Raw genomic sequence first — 19766 nt, 5'->3', positions numbered from 1 at the left:
GGTGATCAAAGACGGAAGTGCCCGACCATCCCCTTAAGTTCCGTACCCAACTGCGCCAGCTCGATGCTCGACGCAGCATTGCCCTGCATGCTCAACGCCGACTGATCGGCACTGGCACGGATGCTGGTGACGCTGCGGTTGATTTCCTCGGCCACCGAACTCTGCTCTTCGGCCGCCGCGGCAATCTGCTGATTCATTTGCTGGATCAGCGACACCGCCGCCGCAATGCTGCCCAGGGCACTTTCAGTTTCAAGGGCGTCACTGACCGCCAGCTTCACCAGCTCCCCACTCTGCTTGATCTGCTGCACCGAAGACTGTGCCGCGCTGCGCAAGGTGCTCACCAGTCGCTCGATCTCCTCGGTCGATTGCTGGGTACGCTTGGCCAGTGCCCGAACCTCATCGGCCACCACCGCAAAACCACGGCCCTGCTCGCCCGCCCGGGCCGCTTCGATGGCCGCATTCAGGGCGAGCAAGTTGGTTTGCTCGGCCACGCTTTTGATGACCTCAAGTACGGTGCCGATATGCTGGATTTCCGCACTCAGGCTTTCGATGCTGGTACTGGCAGAGGTCGCAGAACTGGCCAGCAATTCGATGCGCTGCAAGCTCTGGCGCACCACCTGCTGGCCGCTGTCGACCTTGTCATCCGCGGTCTGCGCAGCCTGGGCCGCCTGTTCGGCGTTACGCGCCACGTCGTGCACGGTGGCCGTCATCTGGTTCATCGCCGTGGCGACCTGCTCGGTCTCCTCCTTCTGGCTGCTGACCTCGACATTGGTCTGCTCAGTCACGCTGGACAGCGAATGGGCCGAGCTGGCGAGTTGCTCGATACCTGCCTGCAAGCCGCTGACCATATTGCTCAGGCCACTGCTCATCTGCTGCATCGCCAGCATCAACTGGCCCATTTCGTCCCGACGGCTGACGTCCATGCGGCCACTGAGATCACCGGCGGCAATCTGCTGGGCCACTGCAATCACGCTGCGCAGCGGGGCTACGATCAACCGGGTGATGATCCACGCGGCAATCAGCCCCACCAGCAAGGCCAGGGCTGAAGAGCCGATGATCAGCAACGCGCTCTTCTTCAACTGTGCCTGCATCGACAGGTCTTCTGCGTCATAGGCCTGATTGACCCGGGTAACCACCTCGGCAGCGCGCTCGTGCAGTTGCTTATAGACGACCTTTTCCTGGGCCAGCAGGCCGGTGTACTCACCGAGTTTTTCGCTGAAAGCCGCGATATGCCCCGACACTTCGTTAAGCACGGTTTGATAACCGGGATCCTTGACCGTGGTTTTCAGCTGTTCGACCTGGGCCAGGGCCTGATCGGCCTGCTCGATCTTGCCTTGCTCGGCGCTCTCGTCATCGCCCTTGCGGCTCTGATCCAGACGCACGTGCGCTTCGTTCATGGCTTGCAGCATCAGGCGCGAGACCTGGCTGACCTGCCCCGCCTGTTCGATAAATTCGGCGCCTTCCTTACCCTGGCTTTCCTTGAGGCCATAGGCGCCGTCGTCCGCCAGCCCGGCCTGCAACACATCGAGGTTGTTGGCGACACTGGAGACCGACCAACTGGCCATTTCCAGGGCCAGGTCCTTGGTCTGGGTCAGCTCGACAAACTCATCGAACGCCTTGCGATAGGCCGCCAGCGCCTGCTCCACGTCGGTCATCACCGGGACGTTGGCGGGCGACTGGCCCTTGAGAACCGTGGCCTGGGCGGCCAATGCGTCGACGCTTTCGTGCAAGGCGTCCACGGACTTGGGGTCGGCATGCAGCGCGTAGTCCTGCTCGATCAAGCGCACCTTGAGCAGGCCGCTGTTGAGCGCCGACATGGTTTTAAGGCCCTCGAAGCGCTGACCGACGGTTTGCAGCGACCACACGCCAATCGCCGCCACCAGCGCCGTCAACAGCAACACCAAGGCGAAGCCCAAGCCCAGTTTCTTTGCCATACCGAGGTTGGCAAAACGTCGTTGCACGGCAGAAATCATTGCACTTGAGTCCTCTTGCAATGGCGAATGCCATCAGGCCCGGTTTCGATGCAGCGAGATTCGCAACCCCGGGGCACTGAACACAAGCGTTTGGCGCCACAATAATGGCAAAAAGCTACATCCTCGTCGTTTTCAGAATGGTAGAGGTCGATCCTGCCGGTCCCATGGCTTTGAACAGCGCGAGGGCGCGTTGATCAGAAGCATAGGCCACGTTGATGCGCAGCCAGTCACTGTGTTCGCCCGTCGGGCTGAAAAGTGCCCCCGGCGAGAGCAACACCCCAAGCCGGCGAGCCTGCGCGTGCAACGTCGAACAGTCACCCACGCCAGGGCGCGCCCACACAAACATGCCTCCCGCAGGCACCGCAAACACCTCCCACTCCTCGTCTTCCAGCACCTGCAGCGTGACGGCCATTTCTGTGCTCAAGCGCCGGCGCAGACGCTGCACCCACTTGCGGTAGGTACCATTGGCCAGCAACGTGGCCACCACCGCTTCGGCGAACCGCGAGGTGCCGATACCGGTCATGGTCTTGACCTTGGACAACTGCGCGATGATCGCCCCGCTGGCCGTGAGATAGCCCACGCGCAAAGCGCTGCTGAGGGTCTTGGAAAAACTCGAGATATAGATCACCCGGTCCTCGTGGGGCAACGCCGACAGCCGGGTGCAGGTGGCATGTTGCAGGTCGCCATAAACGTCTTCCTCCACTATGAAGAAGTCCCGGGAATGAGCCAGTTGCAACAAGCGCTCAGCCACCGCCTGGGACAGGCTGGTACCGGTGGGGTTGTGATACAGGCTGTTGATGAACAGGCACTTGGGCCGATGCCCGTGCAACAGCGCCTCCAGTGCAGGCAGGTCCGGGCCACCGCGTGTGCGCGGCACTTCCAGCAGCTTGATACCGTGAAAGGCCAACTGGCGGTAGAGATTGCCGTAGCCCGGGCTTTCCACCACCACGGTATCGCCGGCCTTGAGCAGTGTGCGGATCAGCAGGTCCTGGGCATGGCTGGCGCCCTGGGTGGTAAGGATATGGTCGACCCGGGCCGCCACGTTAATGTGGGCCAGGCGCTTGAGCAACTGTTCCCGCAGCGCCGGCAGGCCCAGCGGCGTGCTGTAGTTGAAGACGGCGGCGGTATCGGTGCGGGTGACTTCACGAATCGCGTAGCTGATGTCGTCGCTTTCGCGCCAGGTGTCCGGCAGCCAACCGCACCCCAGTTTCAGTTCACCCAGTTGATTATCGACGAAGGCGCCCCACCCGGACTCGGCGCCCTCATACCATTGGTTTTCACAGCGAAGGCCACGCTCGGCGGGTGGCTGGGCCACACAGAAACCCGCGCCTTGCCTTGAGGCCAGCACGCCTTGGGCAACCATCCGCTCAAACGCCTCGATCACGCTGGACTGGCTGAGCAGGTTCTCGTGGGCCAGTTGCCGAACCGAAGGCAACCGCGTCCCGGGGCTGGCTCCGCTTTCGCGAATCCAGGCGGCCAACGCGCTGACGATTTGCTGCACTACCGGTACAAGGGCTTGTCGATCGATCCCTAAATCCATGAGCCACTCACTTAAACTGTTGTCATTTAACCCAAACCAGTTAAGCACAGAAGCCCAATGACAGCCGTGGTGAAGATTTATTAAATCATTGATTTAATTGGATTATTTACCTGCTGATACACATTCGACCAAGGCATCTGGCCACCTGCAGAAAAGCCTCACAGCGCCGCCAACGCTTTTCTGAATGGCATCAGCATCCGTTCCTAAATCGCGGTCGCACCACCGTCCACCGCCAATGCCTGGCCCGTGGTAAAGGCAGCGCCGTCGCTGCACAGATAAAGCACCGCGCTGGCGATTTCCTCGACTTTGCCGATACGCCCGACCGGGTGCATGGCGGCAGCAAATTCAGCTTTGCGCGGGTCGGCCTCATAGGCACGGCGGAACATATCGGTGTCGATCACCGCCGGGCACACCGCGTTGACGCGGATTTTCTTTTTCGCGTACTCGATCGCCGCCGACTTGGTCAGGCCGATCACCGCGTGTTTGGACGCGGCATAGATGCTCATCTTCGGCGCCGCCCCAAGCCCGGCCACCGAGGCCGTGTTGACGATGGCACCACCGCCCTGGGCCAGCAGCAACGGCAGTTGATACTTCATGCACAGCCACACGCCCTTGACGTTGACCCCCATGATGGCGTCGAACTCATCCAGGCTGCCATCGGCCAACTTGCCCTTTTCGATCTCGATCCCGGCGTTGTTGAACGCATAGTCCAGCCGGCCATAGGTGGCCACGGTCTGCTGCATCAACTGCTGTACATCCGCTTCGAGGGTGACATTGCAGCGTACAAACACCGCTTCGCCACCGGCCTGATGAATCAGCGCCACGGTGCCCTCGCCGCCCGCCGCGTCCAGGTCAGCGACTACAACCTTCAAGCCTTCAGCAGCAAACGCCAGCGCAGTGGCGCGGCCAATGCCCGCGGCCGCGCCGGTCACCAGGGCAACCTGGCCGGAAAATGTCATGCTCATTGTGATGTCCTTCGATGGGGATGCTCGATGACCCCCAGTCTAGCCAGAGCGGCCATGGACACGTCAGCACTATCAAACGCCCGGTTGGCTGACCATGAGCGGCAGTGATAAGGGCACCCGCGTCATTATCATTGCAGTGGATCGACGGGCATTCGCAGGTGCCGCGCACCTTGCCGGTGCGGGCCGAAGGGTCTATCACTCAAGGTCCACTTCTCAAGAGTCCGTGCCATGACTGCCCAGACCAACCGCCAATTCCTGCTCGCCAAACGCCCGGTCGGCGCTGCCACGCGGGACACCTTCACCTACCAGGAAGTGCCGGTGGGCACGCCCCAGGACGGGCAGGTGCTGGTGCACAACGAATACCTGTCCCTGGACCCGGCCATGCGTGGCTGGATGAACGAGGGCAAATCCTACATTCCGCCGGTAGGTATCGGCGAAGTCATGCGCGCCTTGGGCGTAGGCAAGGTCATCGCCTCGAACAATCCGAAATTTGCCGTGGGGGACTACGTCAACGGTGCCTTGGGCGTGCAGGATTACTTCCTCGGCGAGCCACGGGGTTTCTACAAGGTCGATCCGAAACTCGCACCGTTACCGCGTTATCTGTCGGCGCTGGGGATGACCGGCATGACCGCTTACTTCGCCCTGCTGGACACTGGCGCGCCCAAGGCCGGCGAGACCGTGGTGATTTCCGGCGCGGCCGGCGCAGTGGGCAGCATTGCCGGGCAGATCGCCAAGATCAAAGGCTGCCGCGTGGTGGGTATCGCCGGCGGGGCCGACAAATGCAAATTCCTGGTGGATGAGTTGGGTTTTGATGCAGCCATCGACTACAAGAACGAAGACGTACACGCCGGCCTCAAGCGCGAGTGCCCGAAGGGTGTGGACGTGTATTTCGATAACGTCGGCGGGGACATTCTCGATGCTGTGCTCAGCCGCCTGGCATTGAAAGCCCGCGTGGTGATCTGCGGCGCCATCAGCCAGTACAACAATAAGGAAGCCGTCAAAGGGCCGGCCAACTACCTGTCATTGCTGGTCAATCGTGCGCGTATGGAAGGGTTTGTGGTGATGGACCACGCGGCGAACTTTGCCGCTGCCGGGCAGGAAATGGCCGGCTGGATGGCTCAGGGCAAGCTCAAGAGCAAGGAAGATATCGTCGAAGGGCTGGAGACGTTCCCGGAAACGCTGATGAAACTATTCAACGGCGAGAACTTTGGGAAGTTGGTACTGAAAGTCAGCTGACACACCGCATAACCCAATGTGGGAGCGGCGGTGCGACGGTTCGACTTGCTCGCGAAGGCGGTGTGGCAGTCAATGCATAAGGTGACTGATCTACCGCATTCGCGAGCAAGCCCGCTCCCACATTTTTTACCGTGCCCGCTTCAGATCGGGTAGATCAGGCGATCTCGGCAACCACCGCTGCCAGCGCCTTGGCCGGGTCGGCCGCCTGGCTGATCGGGCGACCGATCACCAGGTAATCGGAACCGGCGTCCAGGGCCTGGCGCGGGGTCAGGATGCGACGCTGATCGTCCTGGGCGCTGCCCGCCGGGCGAATCCCCGGGGTTACCAGTTGCAGCGACGGGTGGGCGGTCTTCAACGCCTGGGCTTCCAGCGCCGAGCACACCAGGCCGTCCAGGCCGGCCTTTTGCGCCAGGGCGGCGAGGCGCAGCACTTGTTCCTGCGGCTCGATGTCCAGGCCGATGCCGGCCAGGTCTTCACGCTCCATGCTGGTCAGCACGGTTACGCCAATCAACAATGGCTTGGGGCCGGTGCGCTGATCGAGCACTTCACGGCACGCGGCCATCATGCGCAAACCGCCGGAGCAGTGCACGTTGACCATCCACACGCCCATCTCGGCGGCGGCCTTGACCGCCATCGCGGTGGTATTGGGGATATCGTGGAATTTCAGGTCGAGGAACACCTCGAAGCCTTTGTCACGCAAGGTGCCGACAATTTCTGCCGCACAACTGGTGAACAATTCCTTGCCGACCTTGACCCTGCAAAGCTTGGGGTCCAACTGGTCAGCCACCTTCAGTGCGGCGTCACGGGTGGGGTAATCCAGGGCGACGATGATAGGAGTCTGGCAGACGGACATTGGAATGGGCTCTCAGGCAAGTCGAAATCGGCGCGGATTGTAGCGCAAGCAGCGCGTTTGCGGGATCCGATGATCGGTAATTCGCGATTTAGCCGCCAGATTGCGGGCTCCCGGGCAATTGTGTCGAAACCGATACATTCCCGACATGCCTGCAATACCCCCGAAGATTAGCCTCGCACACGTGAACCACCGTACAGAACTTCCAGCCCCGGGGCTGGGCGCCTATGCTGAACGCAACAACCTCGCCGCCGATCTTCGGCCCGGCGGCCCACCAGGTAGATGATCGCACCATGCAAACCCTGACTCCTGCGCTGAATGACGATCAAAAAGGCTCGCTTGTGGGTGAAGACAAGCGCTGGAACACCCGCGCGCTGATCGTCGACGACGACGTGCCGATCCGTGAACTGCTGATCGATTACCTGGCGCGCTTCAATATCCTCGCCAGCGGCGTGACCGATGGCGCGGCCATGCGCCAGGCCATGCAAGCCGAAACCTTCGACGTGGTGGTGCTCGACCTGATGCTGCCGGGCGAAGATGGCCTGTCGCTGTGCCGCTGGCTGCGGGCTGAATCGGACATCCCGATCCTGATGCTCACTGCCCGTTGCGAACCTACCGACCGCATCATCGGCCTGGAACTGGGGGCCGACGATTACATGTCCAAGCCCTTCGAGCCCCGCGAACTGGTGGCCCGTATCCAGACCATCCTGCGTCGCGTGCGGGATGACCGCACTGAGCAACGGGCGAATATCCGCTTCGACAACTGGCGCCTCAACAGCGTACTGCGCCAATTGGTGGCCGACGATGGCCTGGTGGTGCCGCTGTCCAACGCCGAATTCCGCTTGCTGTGGGTATTTATCGAGCGGCCGCGCCGAGTGTTGAGCCGCGAGCAATTGCTGGACGCGGCCCGTGGCCGTTCCATCGAAGCCTTTGATCGCAGCATTGACCTGCTGGTCTCACGCCTGCGCCAAAAACTCGGGGATGACCCCAAGGCCCCGCAGTTGATCAAGACCGTACGCGGTGAAGGCTACCTGTTCGACGCGCGGGATATCGGCTGATGCGCAACGCCTTCAACACCCTGTTCGGGCGGCTGTTCGGTGTGTTGCTGGTGGCGATTGTGCTGGCCCACGTGCTGGCATTTTTTTGGTTTCACCACTATGGCCCACCGCCGCCACCGCCACACGAAACCTTTATCGAAGAACCGGATGGCACCCTGACGCCAATGCCCAAGGAGCATCGCCGTCCCTGGTTCGGCGGGCCTGTGGTGCCGCTGACCTTCCAGTTTATCTCGCTGATCATCGCCGCCTGGTACGGCGCCAAGCTGCTCAGCCGACCGATCCAGCGCCTGAGCGCCGCAGCCGAACGCCTGAGCCTGGACCTCGACAGCCCGCCGCTGAACGAGTCCGGCCCACGGGAAGCACGGCAGGCGGCGTCGACCTTTAACCTGATGCAAAAGCGCATCCGCGAACAGGTCACCCAGCGCGCGCGGATGCTCGGCGCCGTGTCCCACGACCTGCGCACGCCGCTGTCACGGCTCAAGCTGCGCCTGGAACAGATCGAAGACACCAAGCTGCAGGGCCAGATGCGCCAGGACCTGGACGACATGATCGGCATGCTCGACGCCACCCTGAGCTACCTGCACGAGCAGCGCACCAGCGAAACCCGGCATTGGCTGGACGTGCAGGCGCTGGTGGAATCCCTGAGTGAAAACGCCCAGGACCGCGGCTCCGACGTGCAATGCAGAGGTGAATGCGCGCCGCTGCAGGTGCAACCGATGGCCCTGCGCTCGTGCCTGAACAACCTGATCGACAACGCCCTGCGCTATGCCGGCACCGCGCGCATCGAATTGGCGGACAGCCCCCAGGCGCTGGTGATCAAGGTGATCGACCATGGGCCGGGGATTGCGGCGGATAAACGCGAGGCGGTATTTGAGCCGTTTTATCGGCTGGAAGGCTCGCGCAACCGGAACTCCGGCGGCGTGGGCTTGGGGATGACCATTGCCAAGGAAGCGGTTGAACGCCTCGGAGGGCGGCTGAGCCTGGAGGAAACGCCGGGCGGTGGACTGACGGCCGTGATGTGGCTGCCGAGGGCGTAGGAATGGTTCCTACGCCCTGCATGAACCTTTACTGCCCGGCTTTATCGTCCCGCCGTACCTGAGCCTGGCTGGCGCTCCAGTCCGTCAGCAAGCTATAGGCCACAGCCAGCAACGTCGGGCCGATGAACAGGCCGATGAAACCGAACGCAATCAACCCGCCAAATACCCCCAGCAGCACGATCACCAGCGGCAAGTTGCCGCCACGGCTGATCAGGTACGGCTTGAGCACGTTGTCCACGCCGCTGATGATGAACGTACCCCACACGCCCAGGAATACCGCGTAGGTGTAGTCGCCTTTCCAGGCGAGCCAGGCGGTGGCCGGGATCCAGATCAGCGGCGGGCCCATGGGAATCAGGCTCAGCAGGAACGTGACGATGCCCAGCACCAATGCCCCCGGCACCCCGGCAATCCAGAAGCCGATCAGCGCCAGCAGGGCTTGGGCGGCAGCGGTGCCGATCACACCGTTGACCACCCGCTGCACCGTGCCCGCGACCAGTTCGATGTAGTAACCCGCACGGTCGCCGATCAACCGCTCCAGCAGACGATGGACAAACATCGCCAGGCGCGGCCCGTCCCGGTAGAAAAAGAACACGAACACCAGGCTCAGGGTCAGCTCCAGAATCCCGCCGCCAATCTGCGCGCTTCGGGCCAGTAACCAGTTGCCCACCTGCCCCAGGTAAGGCTTGAGGGTGACCATCAACGCCGCGCCTTGCTGGTCGATGCTGTCCCACATCGCCACCAACCGCTCGCCGACAAAAGGAATGGAGCCGAGCCAGGTCGGTGCCTCGGGCAAACCATCCACCTGAATATCCTTGATCAGGCCAACGGCGTCGCGCACATGGTCAGCCAGGTTGAACCCCAGCCAAACCAGCGGCAACGCCACTAGGAGCATCCAGACCAGGGTGAGGATTCCGGCCGCCAGGGATTCGCGCCCACCCAGCCAGCGGGTGAGCAGGCGCATCACCGGCCAACTGGCAAACGCCAGCACCGCGCCCCAGAACAGCGCCGACCAGAACGGCGCCATCACCCAGAAGCTGGCACCAAACAACACCAGCAGCAGGATCTGCACCAGCAGGCGATCGTTATTGAGCATGTGGTTTCTCGAAAAGAAGTCTGTAAGAGGAAGAGCTTAGGCGAACGGCGCGGGTCCGTTCGCCCTGGAACGGTCAGCGTATCAGATGCAGGTGCAAACCCTTCGCCTCGGCGGTGCCGGTTTCCAGCCGGGCCGCACGTACGCCCTGATCAATCAAGCCCTGGCGCCATGCTTCGGCGGTGGGGCCGGTCAAACTGACCCGCAGGGTGGCATCCAGGTTCAATCCACGGGAAATAAGCGTGAGCCAGGTGGCGTCAGGTTCGGCGCCCAGCTTGGGGAGGTCCAGTTCACCAGTGTTTTTCAGCTCCCGCAGCAGGGTGGCGGAAGTCGGCAGCAAGTCGCCCAGCGGTGCGCTGGCGTCCAGTTGCTCTACATGCAGATACGCCCGGCGATTACCCCGGGTGATGCCGTACAGCGCGACCAGGGAGTTGTCCTGAGGTGCTGCCAGGCGCAGCAACAGGTATTCCTGTTGGCCGTCTGCGCCCACCAGCTTGGCGTTGCCAAAGACTTCATTGGCCCACAGGCTGCTTTCGCCGCAGTCGCGGGCCTGGCACCAGAACAGCAACTGCGCGCCCTGGGCCTGCAAGGCTTCGCGGGTGGCGGTAAAGGCGGCACTGGAGGTGTGTTCAGCAGGCAGTTCGTAGGTGATGGCCGTGTTTAGCCCACGGGCGGTGGCCTGGCCTTCATAGCGCAACTGGCCGCTGATCTTGCGGATAGAACCCAGCGGGTAGATGCGTTCTTTATCTTCGGCAGGGCGGTAGTCGACGATCTGCGCGTCGACCTGACGGGCCACCGCGGGCAAGTCCTGGCTACCCGGCACGTCGGCGGCAAACACCAGCGGGCTGAAACAGCACAGCCCCAGAATACGGATAAATCCCTTCGGCATACTCATCGGATGAGCGCGCCCTGGCCATTGGGGTGCGCTGCGGTGTTGAGATCGTTCATGGTTGACTCCCTTTCGATCCGCCCAGCCTCGGCAGTTGACCCCGCCAAGTCAAGGCATGGAGAAGAACCGATTGAAACAGTCTGCAACAAGGGTAGCCCCTGCCTCGTCGTTCAGGTGCAAATGATGGCCACCGGGCAGGGTGGTCACCTGGAATGGAAGCCCGGAAAGCAATTCGGAATGTTTCGCCAGCATGCCGTCTTCAGCGACCACCAGCTGTGTCGGACAGCCGACTCGACGGACGAAAGCCATCGCCTGTTCTTCTGTCAGACGCATGGGGGAAGCCAGGGTCAGCCGGCTGTCGCTTCGCCAGGTATACCCGCCCGGAACGGGCATAAGGCCGCGCTGGGCCAGCAGTTCGGCGGCTTCGCGACTGACCGCCACCACGCCTTTCATCCGCGCTTCCACCGCCCGATCGAGGGTGCTGTACACCGGCTTGCGCTTGTCCTGCAGGTTCAATTGCGCTTGCAACGCCATGCCAAGGCGCTCGGCGGCGTTGTCTGCGGTGTCGGTCGGCGGGATCACGCCATCAATCAATCCCAGGTGCGTGACGCGCTCCGGCAAGGCGCCGGCCAACACCAGGGAAACGATGGCGCCGAGGGAGTGGCCAAGTAATGCAAAACGTTTCCATCCCAGTTGTTCGGCGACTTGCAGCACATCGTGGATGTAATCCCACAGGGAGTAACCGGCACCGACGGGGCGATGGGCCGAATGACCATGGCCGGCCATGTCCAGCGCGACGATGCGCAGGCCATGGAGTTTCGGCGCCAGGCGCGCGAAGCTGTTGGCATTGTCCAGCCAACCATGCAGGGCGATCACCGGCAGGCCGTCCTCGGGGCCGAACAGATGCGCCGCCAACTCGATGTGCGGCAGCGCCAGGCGGACTTCTTCGACAGGCGCAGTCATGCGCAACTGCGCTCGCGCTGGCGAGCTTCCCAGCGGGCAAACAGGTTCTTGATCAAGGTGGCGGTGTCCTGTGGGCGCTCAAGGGGAAACATGTGGCCGCCGGGCATGGTCAGCATTTCGCCCATGGGCATGCGCCCCACGCCGCTGGCATGGTGACGCATCACTACCCGGCTCTGGCGGCCACGCACCACCGCCAGCGGCACTTTCAGTTGCCGGGCCTGGCCGGGGCTGGTGTGGGGCACGCCACGGTAGATACTGATCTCGGTGGCCGGATCAAAGCGCAGACGCAGGCGGTCGCCCACCGGCTCCAGGCCGTGTTGCAGGTAGGCGTCAAAACAGTCGGGATCAAAGCCACGAAACAGGGTCTTGCCGGCGAAGTACTGGCGCGCTGCCGCCAGGTCGGCGAACTCTTCACGACGGCCCAGGGTACGACCCGCCGGGGTCAGCCGGTCGATAAAGCCGAAGCGCTTGGCCGCACGGATCACCCAGCGATCCGCCAGGGTCAGCACCGGGGAATCGAGCATCACCACCCCGCGATACAACTGCGGGCAACGCATGGCCGCGTGCAAGTGCAGCACGCCACCCAACGAATGGCCCACGCCCCACACCGGCTCGGGTTGTTGCTCAAGGTGGTGGATCAGTTCGTCCACCAGGTTCTGCCAGTTGTCATCCACCGGAAACCTCGGGTCGTGACCGTGCTGCGGCAAATGCGCGACGGCGTACTCCGGGGCCAGGGCGGCAAACAATTTGCCGTAGGTCGCTGAAGGAAAGCCATTGGCGTGAGCGAAAAACACGTGCTGCGACATACCTGATCCATCACCGTAAACAGAGCGTTGATTCTCCCCAGACCGGGCAGTCACGGCAATGACTGTAACTGCCAGGAATGATGACACTCACGCCACGCCTATCGGGCCGGCGCGTTCTCGCCCAACGGCACCACGGCCATGGTCAGGCGCGATACGCAGCTGGCCTTACCCTCATCGCTGGTCAGGCGGATGTCCCACACGTGGGTGGTGCGCCCGATATGAATCGGCTTGGCCACCGCCGTCACCCGCCCGCTGCGCAAGCCACGCAGGTGGTTGGCGTTGATTTCCAGGCCCACGCAATAGAACTTGCTGGCGTCGATGCACAGGTAACTGGCCATGGAGCCCACGGTTTCGGCGAGTACCACCGACGCGCCGCCGTGCAGCAGGCCGTAGGGTTGATGGGTGCGGTGGTCGATCACCATGCTGGCGGTCAGAGACTCGTCGTCAAAGCTTTCGAAGCGGATATCCAGCACTTCACCGATAGTGTTTTTCTGGATTGCATTGAGTTGTTCGATATTCGGTTGGGTGCGCCACAGGCTCATTGATCGATCCTTATTGGTTTTATGTCAGTGCTCAATCCTGCCACAGCACGGCTTCGGAGCGCGCGCTCCAGTCCAGGAACTGTGGCCCGTAGACGGCTTCAATCACGTTACGCTTGATCTTCAAGGTGGGCGTGAGGAAACCGTTTTCCACCGCCCAACTGTCTTTTACCACCACCAGCTGGCGCAAGCGCTCATGTTTATCCAGCGTCTGGTTGACCTCCTCCAGCAGGCGCTCGAGGCTGCCCTGCAATGCCTGCCGCCCCTGTCCATCGGCATCTTGCAGGCCCACCACCGATAACACGCACAGGCCCATGGGCGCGCTCAAGCCATCGCCCACCACGCACACCTGTTCGATACGCGCATGTTCGGCCAGGCGGTTTTCAATCGGCGCCGGGGCCACGTATTTGCCTTTACTGGTCTTGAAGATTTCCTTTAGGCGTCCAGTCAGTCGCAGTCGGCCATCGGCGCCCTGCTCGCCCTTGTCGCCCGTGCGCAGGAAGCCGTCGGCGGTGATGGTTTCGGCGGTTTTCACCGGGTCCTTGAAATAACCGAGCATGGTCGCGCCGCTGCGCACCTGGACTTCGCCGTCGTCACCGATGCGCACTTCAACGTCCGGGCATGGCGGGCCTATCCAGCCGATTTTCTGCTCGCCGGGGCGGCACACGTGGGAATAGCCGCAGCTTTCGGTCATGCCGTAGACCTCCAGCACATCCAGGCCGAGCCTGCGGTACCAGACCAACAGGGCTTCGGGCACGGGGGCTGCGCCAGAGAGCGCCACGCGCACAGCGTCCAGACCCAACCCGGCGAGCACTTGGTGGCCGACCCGTTTGCCGATGAAGGGCAGGCGCAGCAAGGTATCGAGGCGGCTTGCGGGGATTTTGCTGTAGACGCCCATCTGGAATTTGGTCCAGATGCGCGGTACGCCGAACAGTGCTGTGGGCCTGGCCCGCTTGAGGTCTGTCAGAAACGTGTCGAGGCTCTCGGCGAAAAATACGGTTTGCCCGGTGTAGATCGAGGCCATTTCCACAAACATGCGCTCGGCCACGTGGCACAGCGGCAGGTAGGACAGCAGGCGGTCGCCCTCCCCCAGGCCGAACAATTCAGTGCCGCGAGTGGCCGCGAAAGCCAGGGCGCCGAAGCTGTGCATCACGCCCTTGGGCAGGCCGGTGGTGCCGGAGGTGTAGATGATGGTGGCTAGATCGGATGCTGCGGGCGCGGGATTGTCCTGAATGGGTGAGCAGGCTTGCAGGTCGGCCCAGGTGAAGTCGAATTCGCCTTCGGGGCACAGCGGCAGACTGATGGTGGGCAGGTCGGCCTTTACTCCGGCGGACATGGCGGGCCAGTCGTCCAGTTTGCCAATGAACGCCAGCGCGGCTTCGGAGTGCTCGAGTACGTGGGCGACGGAGTCGGCGGTTAGGTTGGGGTAGAGCGGCACGGAGACATGGCCGGCCATCCAGATGGCGAGGTCGGCGATGATCCAGTGGGCGCAGTTTTTCGAAATAAGGGCGATGTGGGAGCCCTGGGGCAGGTCGCGGGCGCGCAGCCAGTGGGCGGCGCAGCGGGCTTGGTGGCCGGCTTCGGCCCAGGTGAGGGTTTGGACCTCGCCGCCTTTGATCGGCTGAACCAGGAATCGTTGCCGTGGGTGGCGGGCTTCGCGGTCGAAGAAGACTTGCAGCGGCAAACGAATAGCGACAGACATGGACGCGCTCCTTTGTGTTCCGATGGTAGCCAACCAAGCACTTGCTTGGCTGACTATTTCATGGGAGCGCGGGGGGTGCAAGTTCTGCTGCTTTTGGGGGCATATCCGTTATTCAGGTAACGGCCGCTTATGGTTCCGCTCTTACAGCGGCTCACTTTTGAACAGCGCAAAAGTAAGCAAAACGCTCTTGCCCCACCACTCGGCACCTCGCTAATGCTCGGTGTGCCCTCACTCCGGCTTTGGACCGTGGGCCGCCGTCATGGGCCATCCCTGGCCCAGGACGGCTAACCTGGCGTCCTGCCAGGTTACCCACGCTCCAAAGCCTGCGTTCGGCCAGCGTGGTTTAACGGGGCGCCTAAGATCAAGATCAAAAGCAGATCAAGAGCACAGCGGCCTCCCGGCCGGCTTGAGTGTTAAAAGCCAAAGCAAAGACCAGAGCGAAAACAGATCTGCTTTTCTGTGGGAGCGGGCTTGCTCGCGAAAAACCTGAGGTCGCCGCGCTGAATCAGAATGCCCGCGTCATCGTTAACGACCTTCGCGAGCAAGCCCGCTCCCACATTTGGACCGTGCCCGCTTTAGATTTTGCTTTTAACACTCAAGCCGGCCGGGAGGCCGCTGTGCTCTTGCTTTTGATTTTGATCTGCGGGCCCCGTCAACCACGATGGCCGCAAGTAGGCACGGTGGAGCGGGTAAATCGGCAGGGAAGCCGATTTAGCCGCGCCGGGCCATGGATGGCCCGTCGCGGCGGCCCGCGGAGGCGTGCCGGAGTGCGGGCATGCCGAGCCTAGGCGAGGCACCGAGTGGTGGGGCAAAGACCTTTTGGTTACTTTTGGGGCGTTTGCCAAAAGTGACCCGCTGTAAGAGCGGAACCATAAGCGGCCGTTACCTAAATAACGGATATGTACCCAAAACCAAACCCAAACCCAAACCCAAACCCAACCTTAAGGATTCCGAACACTCAAAAGACTCATCAACCCCGCCAACGGAAAATCCCCCTCCAACTCCGCCAAACTCGCCGTACTCATAGCCTGCGGCTGCCGAAAATGCCCATGCTGCAAATAACTGATCAGCCCCCCCACAAACGGCTGATGACTGACCAACAACACATCATCGTCATTATCCAGATGCTCGAGCACCTCCAGCGGATTACTCTCGGGCGTCAACCAAGGCACAGTGCGGATCTCAGGCTCAAACCCCAACGCCTCCCGCACCAACTGCGCCGTCTGCTGCGCCCGCACATACGGACTGGCAATAATCGCCCGCACAGGCTGCCCAATCAGATGCCCCGCACTGCGCAACACCTCATCACGCCCATGGGCCGTCAAATTACGCTCAGCATCCGTACGCGCATGCCCCTCGGCCTCACCGTGACGCAACACCCACACCTTCATAGCTTGGGTTCCTCATCACGCACAGGATGCGGCGCCGGCGGCACGCTGTGAGCAGCCTCACCTTCCGGTGCACGGGGCGTCGGCCAATCAGCAAACGGCCAAGGCTTCTGATCACTGTGAAAACTGCCAAACCGCCCAATCTGCGCCAGGAACTGACTCAGGCTGTCACCAAAATTCATCAGCCCCAGGTTCGGCGCGCCGTACACCAACCGGTAAACCAGTTGCACTACCACCAGCGCGCCCAGCAGGAACTGCGCCACTTGCCACACCAGGGCAAACACCAGCATCCACAGCACACGCAGGCCAATGGATTCGTACTTGGGAGCTGCTTTCGGATCGTTCATGACGCGTTCCTCAGTTGAAACCACTGGTGGAAATAAAGTCGACATCGGTCTTCGGCTCGGCCCGCATCAGCAACTCGATGACCTGGTTCAAGGTGCGCCCTTCAAACAGGATCGCGTGCAAACCGGCGACCAGCGGCATGTACACGCCGACTTCCTGAGCCTTGGCCTTCAGCACCTTCAGGGTGTTGACGCCTTCGGCCACTTCGCCCAAACGCGTGACCGCGTCTTCCAGGCTCAGGCCCTGGCCGAGGGCGAAACCCACCTGATAATTGCGGCTTTTCGGTGACGAGCAGGTGACGATCAGGTCGCCCACGCCAGCAAGTCCGAGGAAGGTCATCGGGTTGGCACCCTGGTTGACCGCAAACCGGGTCATCTCGGCCAAGGCACGGGTGATCAACATGCTCTTGGTGTTTTCACCCATGCCCAGCGCAACCGCCATGCCGGCGATGATCGCGTAGACGTTTTTCAACGCCCCGCCCAACTCGACGCCGAAGCGGTCGGCACTGGCGTAAACGCGGAAGGTGCGACCGTGCAGCACTGCCTGCACTCGTTCGCAGAGCTTTTCGTCTTCACTGGCGATCACGGTGGCGGTCAGGGCATGCTCAGCCACTTCCCGCGCCAGGTTCGGGCCGGATAACACGCCAATGCGTGCCTCGGGGGCGATCTCTTCAAGGATTTCGCTCATCAACTTGAAGGTGTGCGCCTCGATGCCCTTAGTCAGGCTGACCAGCAGCTTGCCCGCCAACCGCTCGGCGTGGGGTGCGAGCACCGAACGCAAGGCACTGGATGGCAACGCGACGAAGCACAGGTCGCACTCGGTCAACGTCGCCAGCAAATCTGTCACTGGCTCAACAGCCGGCAGAATCTTGATGCCTTTAAGGTAACGGGGGTTTTCCCGGTTGACCCGGATGGCCTCGGCTTGCTCGGGGTCACGCATCCATTGACGCACCCGGTGACCATTTTCAGCCAGCAGATTAGCCACGGCGGTACCAAAACTTCCGCCTCCCAGGACCGCAATAGGGCGCTGTTCAGTCATATGCAATCCGTTAATCCATAGCAGTGGCGATGGCCGCATTATACGGAGCGACCCGCTTGCGGCCAGCCCCCGCGTCAATTCAAACGCTGGTCGGAAAATGCGACATTTGTGCGAAGTAATTACGGGGCCGACGACTGGCAAAAGGCCCCACCTCAGTTAACATGGGCGGCTATCCGTAATTATCAAGGCCGTGCCGTGTATTTGGGCCCTCCTCCTCGCTCATCCCTGCTGTTGACGCTGTTGTGCATGCCATGGTGCAGTGCGCCGTTGCTGGCCGACGATCTGTTTCTCGACAGCCAACCGCTGCCGCAGGTGCTGACCGCTACCCGGCTCAAGCAATCGGCCGCCGCCGTGCCCGGCAGCATGACGGTGATCGACAGCGAGTTGATCAAGGCCAGCGGTGCGCGGGATATCCCGGAACTGCTGCGGTTGGTGCCCGGGATGATGGTCGGCTACACCACCGGCAACCAGGCTGCTGTGAATTACCACGGCACCCAGGCCGGCGACGCCCGGCGCATGCAGGTGCTGATCGATGGTCGTTCGGTGTACCGCGCAGGCCTGGCGACTGTGGACTGGAGCGATATTCCGGTGGCCCTGGAAGACATCGACCGCATCGAAGTCTTCCGCGGCCCCAACACCGTCAGCTACGGTGCCAACGCGCTGATGGCGGTGGTCAACATCCTTACCCGCTCGCCAGCCAACAGCCACGGCACCCGGATGAAGCTCACCCAGGGCGGCCGCGGAATCAACGACTGGTACGCCAGCCAGGGCATGGGCTGGGAAACCGGCGATTTGCGCCTGTCGCTTTCCGGTCAACAGGACGATGGTTTTGACAGCGACCGCGTGGGCGCCGACCGCCGCGACAGTCGCCGCCTGAGCCGCTTCAGCCTGGCCGTGAGCCAGACCCTGAACGCGCAACAAAGCATCGACTGGCAACTGGACGCCAAGGAAGGCACCAACCAACGCCCGTACACCTACCAACCGGTGTTCGACGGTATTACCGAAGGCGGTACAAATTCTGACGTCAGCGCCAAGGATTACGCCGGCTCCCTGCGCTGGAACTTCGACTTCAACCCCGATCACAGTCTGTATATCCAGGGTTCGGCCCAGCAGTGGGATCGTCGGCAGATCTGGCGCGCCTGCGATGCCAAGGTCTCCTTCAGCCCGGAGCTGACCCAACTGTGGCAGCTCAATCCCAACTATGCCGAGCGGCTGGCCCGGCACATGAACAACTTCAACCCCGACAACCTTCCACCCGGCAGCCCCGCCGAACAGGCGCTGGCCCGGCAGGTGCTCCAGCAGTGGGGTAACGGCGGCAAGGACCCGGTTTGCGGCAACATCGACCAAAGCACCAAGGAAAGCCGCTACGACCTGGAGATTCAGGACACCCTCAGCCTGTCCGACAGCCTGCGCCTGGTCAGCGGCATGAACTACCGCTACGACCGCGCCGACTCCGACACCTACTTCAACGGCACCCTGGACGACACCACCTGGCGCATGTTCGGCCATCTGGAATGGCGCGCCAGCGAACACTGGCTGCTGCAAGGCGGCGCAATGTATGAAGACACCCACCTGAGCGGCAACTCGCTGACGCCCCGGGTGGCCGTCAACTACCTGATCAACCCGCGCCACGGCCTGCGCGCGGTGTACTCCGAAGCCATCCGCTCGCCGGACATGTTCGAGAACAACGTCAACTGGAGCTACCGGGTCACCAACCTCAGCTCACCGGTCTACGGCCAGAATTCCGGTCAATATTTCGTGGTGACTCGCGGCCCGGGCAACCTCAATAAAGAGCTGATGCGCTCCCGGGAACTGGGCTACAACGGTTTTTTTGCGGATATCGGGCTGAACGTGGACGTGAAGCTGTTCTACGACGAAATCAGCGACATGGTCAGCGAGCCGCTACGCAACAACCAGTACATCGCCAGCAACACCAACAGCTCGCGCTTTACCGGCACTGAAACCCAGCTCGACTGGCACATGAGCACCGCCGACCGGCTACGGCTGACCTATGCTTACGTAGACGCCAGCGCCACCAACCCTCTGGACAGACAGCAAACCGCCCGCAACAGCGGCTCGGCCGGCTGGATGCGGGAATGGGGCCATGGCTGGTCCAGCGCGGTGTTCTACTATGGCGACGATGCGCTCAACCAGTATCGCTTCGAACGGGTCGACCTGCGGGTGGCCAAGCGCATTGCCCTGGGCAAAGCCAACGTGGAGCTGGCCGGCATGTTGCAACAACGGCTCGACAATCAGCCCACCACCTGGCCCGACAACAACTATGACCAACGCCACGTGCTCTACTTCAGTGCGGAGTTAGAGTTCTAGTGGACAGCGACTTGTCACG

Annotated in this window: 17 protein-coding genes and 1 pseudogene; 4 read left to right on the top strand and 14 right to left on the bottom strand. The window is 62.2% G+C overall.

The window, feature by feature from the left end; all coding sequences use genetic code 11:
- Window positions 1-5 precede the first annotated feature (5 nt).
- From ACUN0G_RS22515 to ACUN0G_RS22500, 4 genes and pseudogenes are all read right to left on the bottom strand, one after another.
- Window positions 6-848 carry a methyl-accepting chemotaxis protein gene (locus ACUN0G_RS22515; protein ID WP_421526601.1) on the bottom strand — a complete coding sequence of 281 codons (843 nt, stop codon included), beginning with the start codon at window positions 846-848 and terminating at the stop codon, window positions 6-8.
- Between the two features lie 18 nt (window positions 849-866).
- Window positions 867-1091, bottom strand: a pseudogene (locus tag ACUN0G_RS22510) (HAMP domain-containing protein); the annotation flags it as partial.
- Window positions 1092-2088: 997 nt separating this feature from the next.
- Complete coding sequence (locus ACUN0G_RS22505; protein WP_421553585.1) at window positions 2089-3513, bottom strand: aminotransferase-like domain-containing protein; 1425 nt, start codon at window positions 3511-3513, stop codon at window positions 2089-2091.
- A 203-nt stretch (window positions 3514-3716) separates the two neighbouring features.
- On the bottom strand, window positions 3717-4478 hold the full coding sequence (locus tag ACUN0G_RS22500; protein WP_008431261.1) for an SDR family oxidoreductase: 762 nt from the start codon (window positions 4476-4478) through the stop codon (window positions 3717-3719).
- A 228-nt stretch (window positions 4479-4706) separates the two neighbouring features.
- Between ACUN0G_RS22500 and ACUN0G_RS22495 the strand changes: the two genes are divergently transcribed.
- Window positions 4707-5714, top strand: a complete 1008-nt coding sequence (locus ACUN0G_RS22495) for an NADP-dependent oxidoreductase (RefSeq protein ID WP_177116063.1) — start codon at window positions 4707-4709, stop codon at window positions 5712-5714.
- 154 nt (window positions 5715-5868) lie between these two features.
- Here the strand turns inward: ACUN0G_RS22495 and pyrF are convergent, their stop codons facing one another.
- Window positions 5869-6567 carry an orotidine-5'-phosphate decarboxylase gene (gene pyrF, locus ACUN0G_RS22490; protein ID WP_445574296.1) on the bottom strand — a complete coding sequence of 233 codons (699 nt, stop codon included), beginning with the start codon at window positions 6565-6567 and terminating at the stop codon, window positions 5869-5871.
- Between the two features lie 290 nt (window positions 6568-6857).
- Between pyrF and ACUN0G_RS22485 the strand changes: the two genes are divergently transcribed.
- Window positions 6858-7622: a response regulator gene (locus tag ACUN0G_RS22485; protein ID WP_076015347.1), complete on the top strand. Its 765-nt coding sequence runs from the start codon at window positions 6858-6860 to the stop codon at window positions 7620-7622.
- Window positions 7622-8659, top strand: coding sequence for a sensor histidine kinase (locus tag ACUN0G_RS22480; RefSeq protein WP_445574295.1), 1038 nt, complete (start codon window positions 7622-7624; stop codon window positions 8657-8659). Before ACUN0G_RS22485 ends, ACUN0G_RS22480 begins: the two co-directional genes overlap by 1 nt.
- Window positions 8660-8687: 28 nt before the next feature.
- Here ACUN0G_RS22480 and ACUN0G_RS22475 read toward each other — a convergent pair whose 3' ends face one another.
- The 9 genes from ACUN0G_RS22475 to ACUN0G_RS22435 form a co-directional block, all read right to left on the bottom strand.
- Window positions 8688-9752: an AI-2E family transporter gene (locus tag ACUN0G_RS22475; RefSeq protein ID WP_076015250.1), complete on the bottom strand. Its 1065-nt coding sequence runs from the start codon at window positions 9750-9752 to the stop codon at window positions 8688-8690.
- 73 nt (window positions 9753-9825) lie between these two features.
- Window positions 9826-10644 carry a DUF4892 domain-containing protein gene (locus tag ACUN0G_RS22470; RefSeq protein ID WP_421526188.1) on the bottom strand — a complete coding sequence of 273 codons (819 nt, stop codon included), beginning with the start codon at window positions 10642-10644 and terminating at the stop codon, window positions 9826-9828.
- Window positions 10645-10746: 102 nt separating this feature from the next.
- Window positions 10747-11601, bottom strand: coding sequence for an alpha/beta hydrolase (locus ACUN0G_RS22465; protein WP_445574294.1), 855 nt, complete (start codon window positions 11599-11601; stop codon window positions 10747-10749).
- Window positions 11598-12407: an alpha/beta fold hydrolase gene (locus ACUN0G_RS22460; protein ID WP_177010081.1), complete on the bottom strand. Its 810-nt coding sequence runs from the start codon at window positions 12405-12407 to the stop codon at window positions 11598-11600. Before ACUN0G_RS22460 ends, ACUN0G_RS22465 begins: the two co-directional genes overlap by 4 nt.
- 98 nt (window positions 12408-12505) lie before the next feature.
- Entirely contained in the window at window positions 12506-12949 is a 444-nt protein-coding gene (locus tag ACUN0G_RS22455; RefSeq protein ID WP_445574293.1) for a hotdog fold thioesterase, read from the bottom strand.
- Window positions 12950-12980: 31 nt separating this feature from the next.
- On the bottom strand, window positions 12981-14648 hold the full coding sequence (locus tag ACUN0G_RS22450; protein ID WP_258347095.1) for an AMP-binding protein: 1668 nt from the start codon (window positions 14646-14648) through the stop codon (window positions 12981-12983).
- A gap of 941 nt (window positions 14649-15589) precedes the next feature.
- A complete protein-coding gene (gene sixA / locus ACUN0G_RS22445) occupies window positions 15590-16039 on the bottom strand; it encodes a phosphohistidine phosphatase SixA (protein WP_421553863.1) in 450 nt (149 codons plus the stop codon).
- Window positions 16036-16383, bottom strand: coding sequence for a DUF4389 domain-containing protein (locus tag ACUN0G_RS22440; protein WP_063028225.1), 348 nt, complete (start codon window positions 16381-16383; stop codon window positions 16036-16038). The genes sixA and ACUN0G_RS22440 overlap by 4 nt, the downstream gene beginning before the upstream one ends.
- A gap of 10 nt (window positions 16384-16393) precedes the next feature.
- Window positions 16394-17419: an NAD(P)H-dependent glycerol-3-phosphate dehydrogenase gene (locus tag ACUN0G_RS22435; protein WP_445574292.1), complete on the bottom strand. Its 1026-nt coding sequence runs from the start codon at window positions 17417-17419 to the stop codon at window positions 16394-16396.
- Between the two features lie 195 nt (window positions 17420-17614).
- On the opposite strand from ACUN0G_RS22435, the gene ACUN0G_RS22430 reads away from it, so the two are divergent.
- Complete coding sequence (locus tag ACUN0G_RS22430; protein ID WP_445574291.1) at window positions 17615-19747, top strand: TonB-dependent receptor plug domain-containing protein; 2133 nt, start codon at window positions 17615-17617, stop codon at window positions 19745-19747.
- Window positions 19748-19766 lie beyond the last annotated feature (19 nt).

The organism is Pseudomonas sp. 32A, from assembly GCF_052682255.1.
Note: the sequence above shows the minus strand (reverse complement) of the source record. Positions and strands in the feature narration are given on the sequence as shown.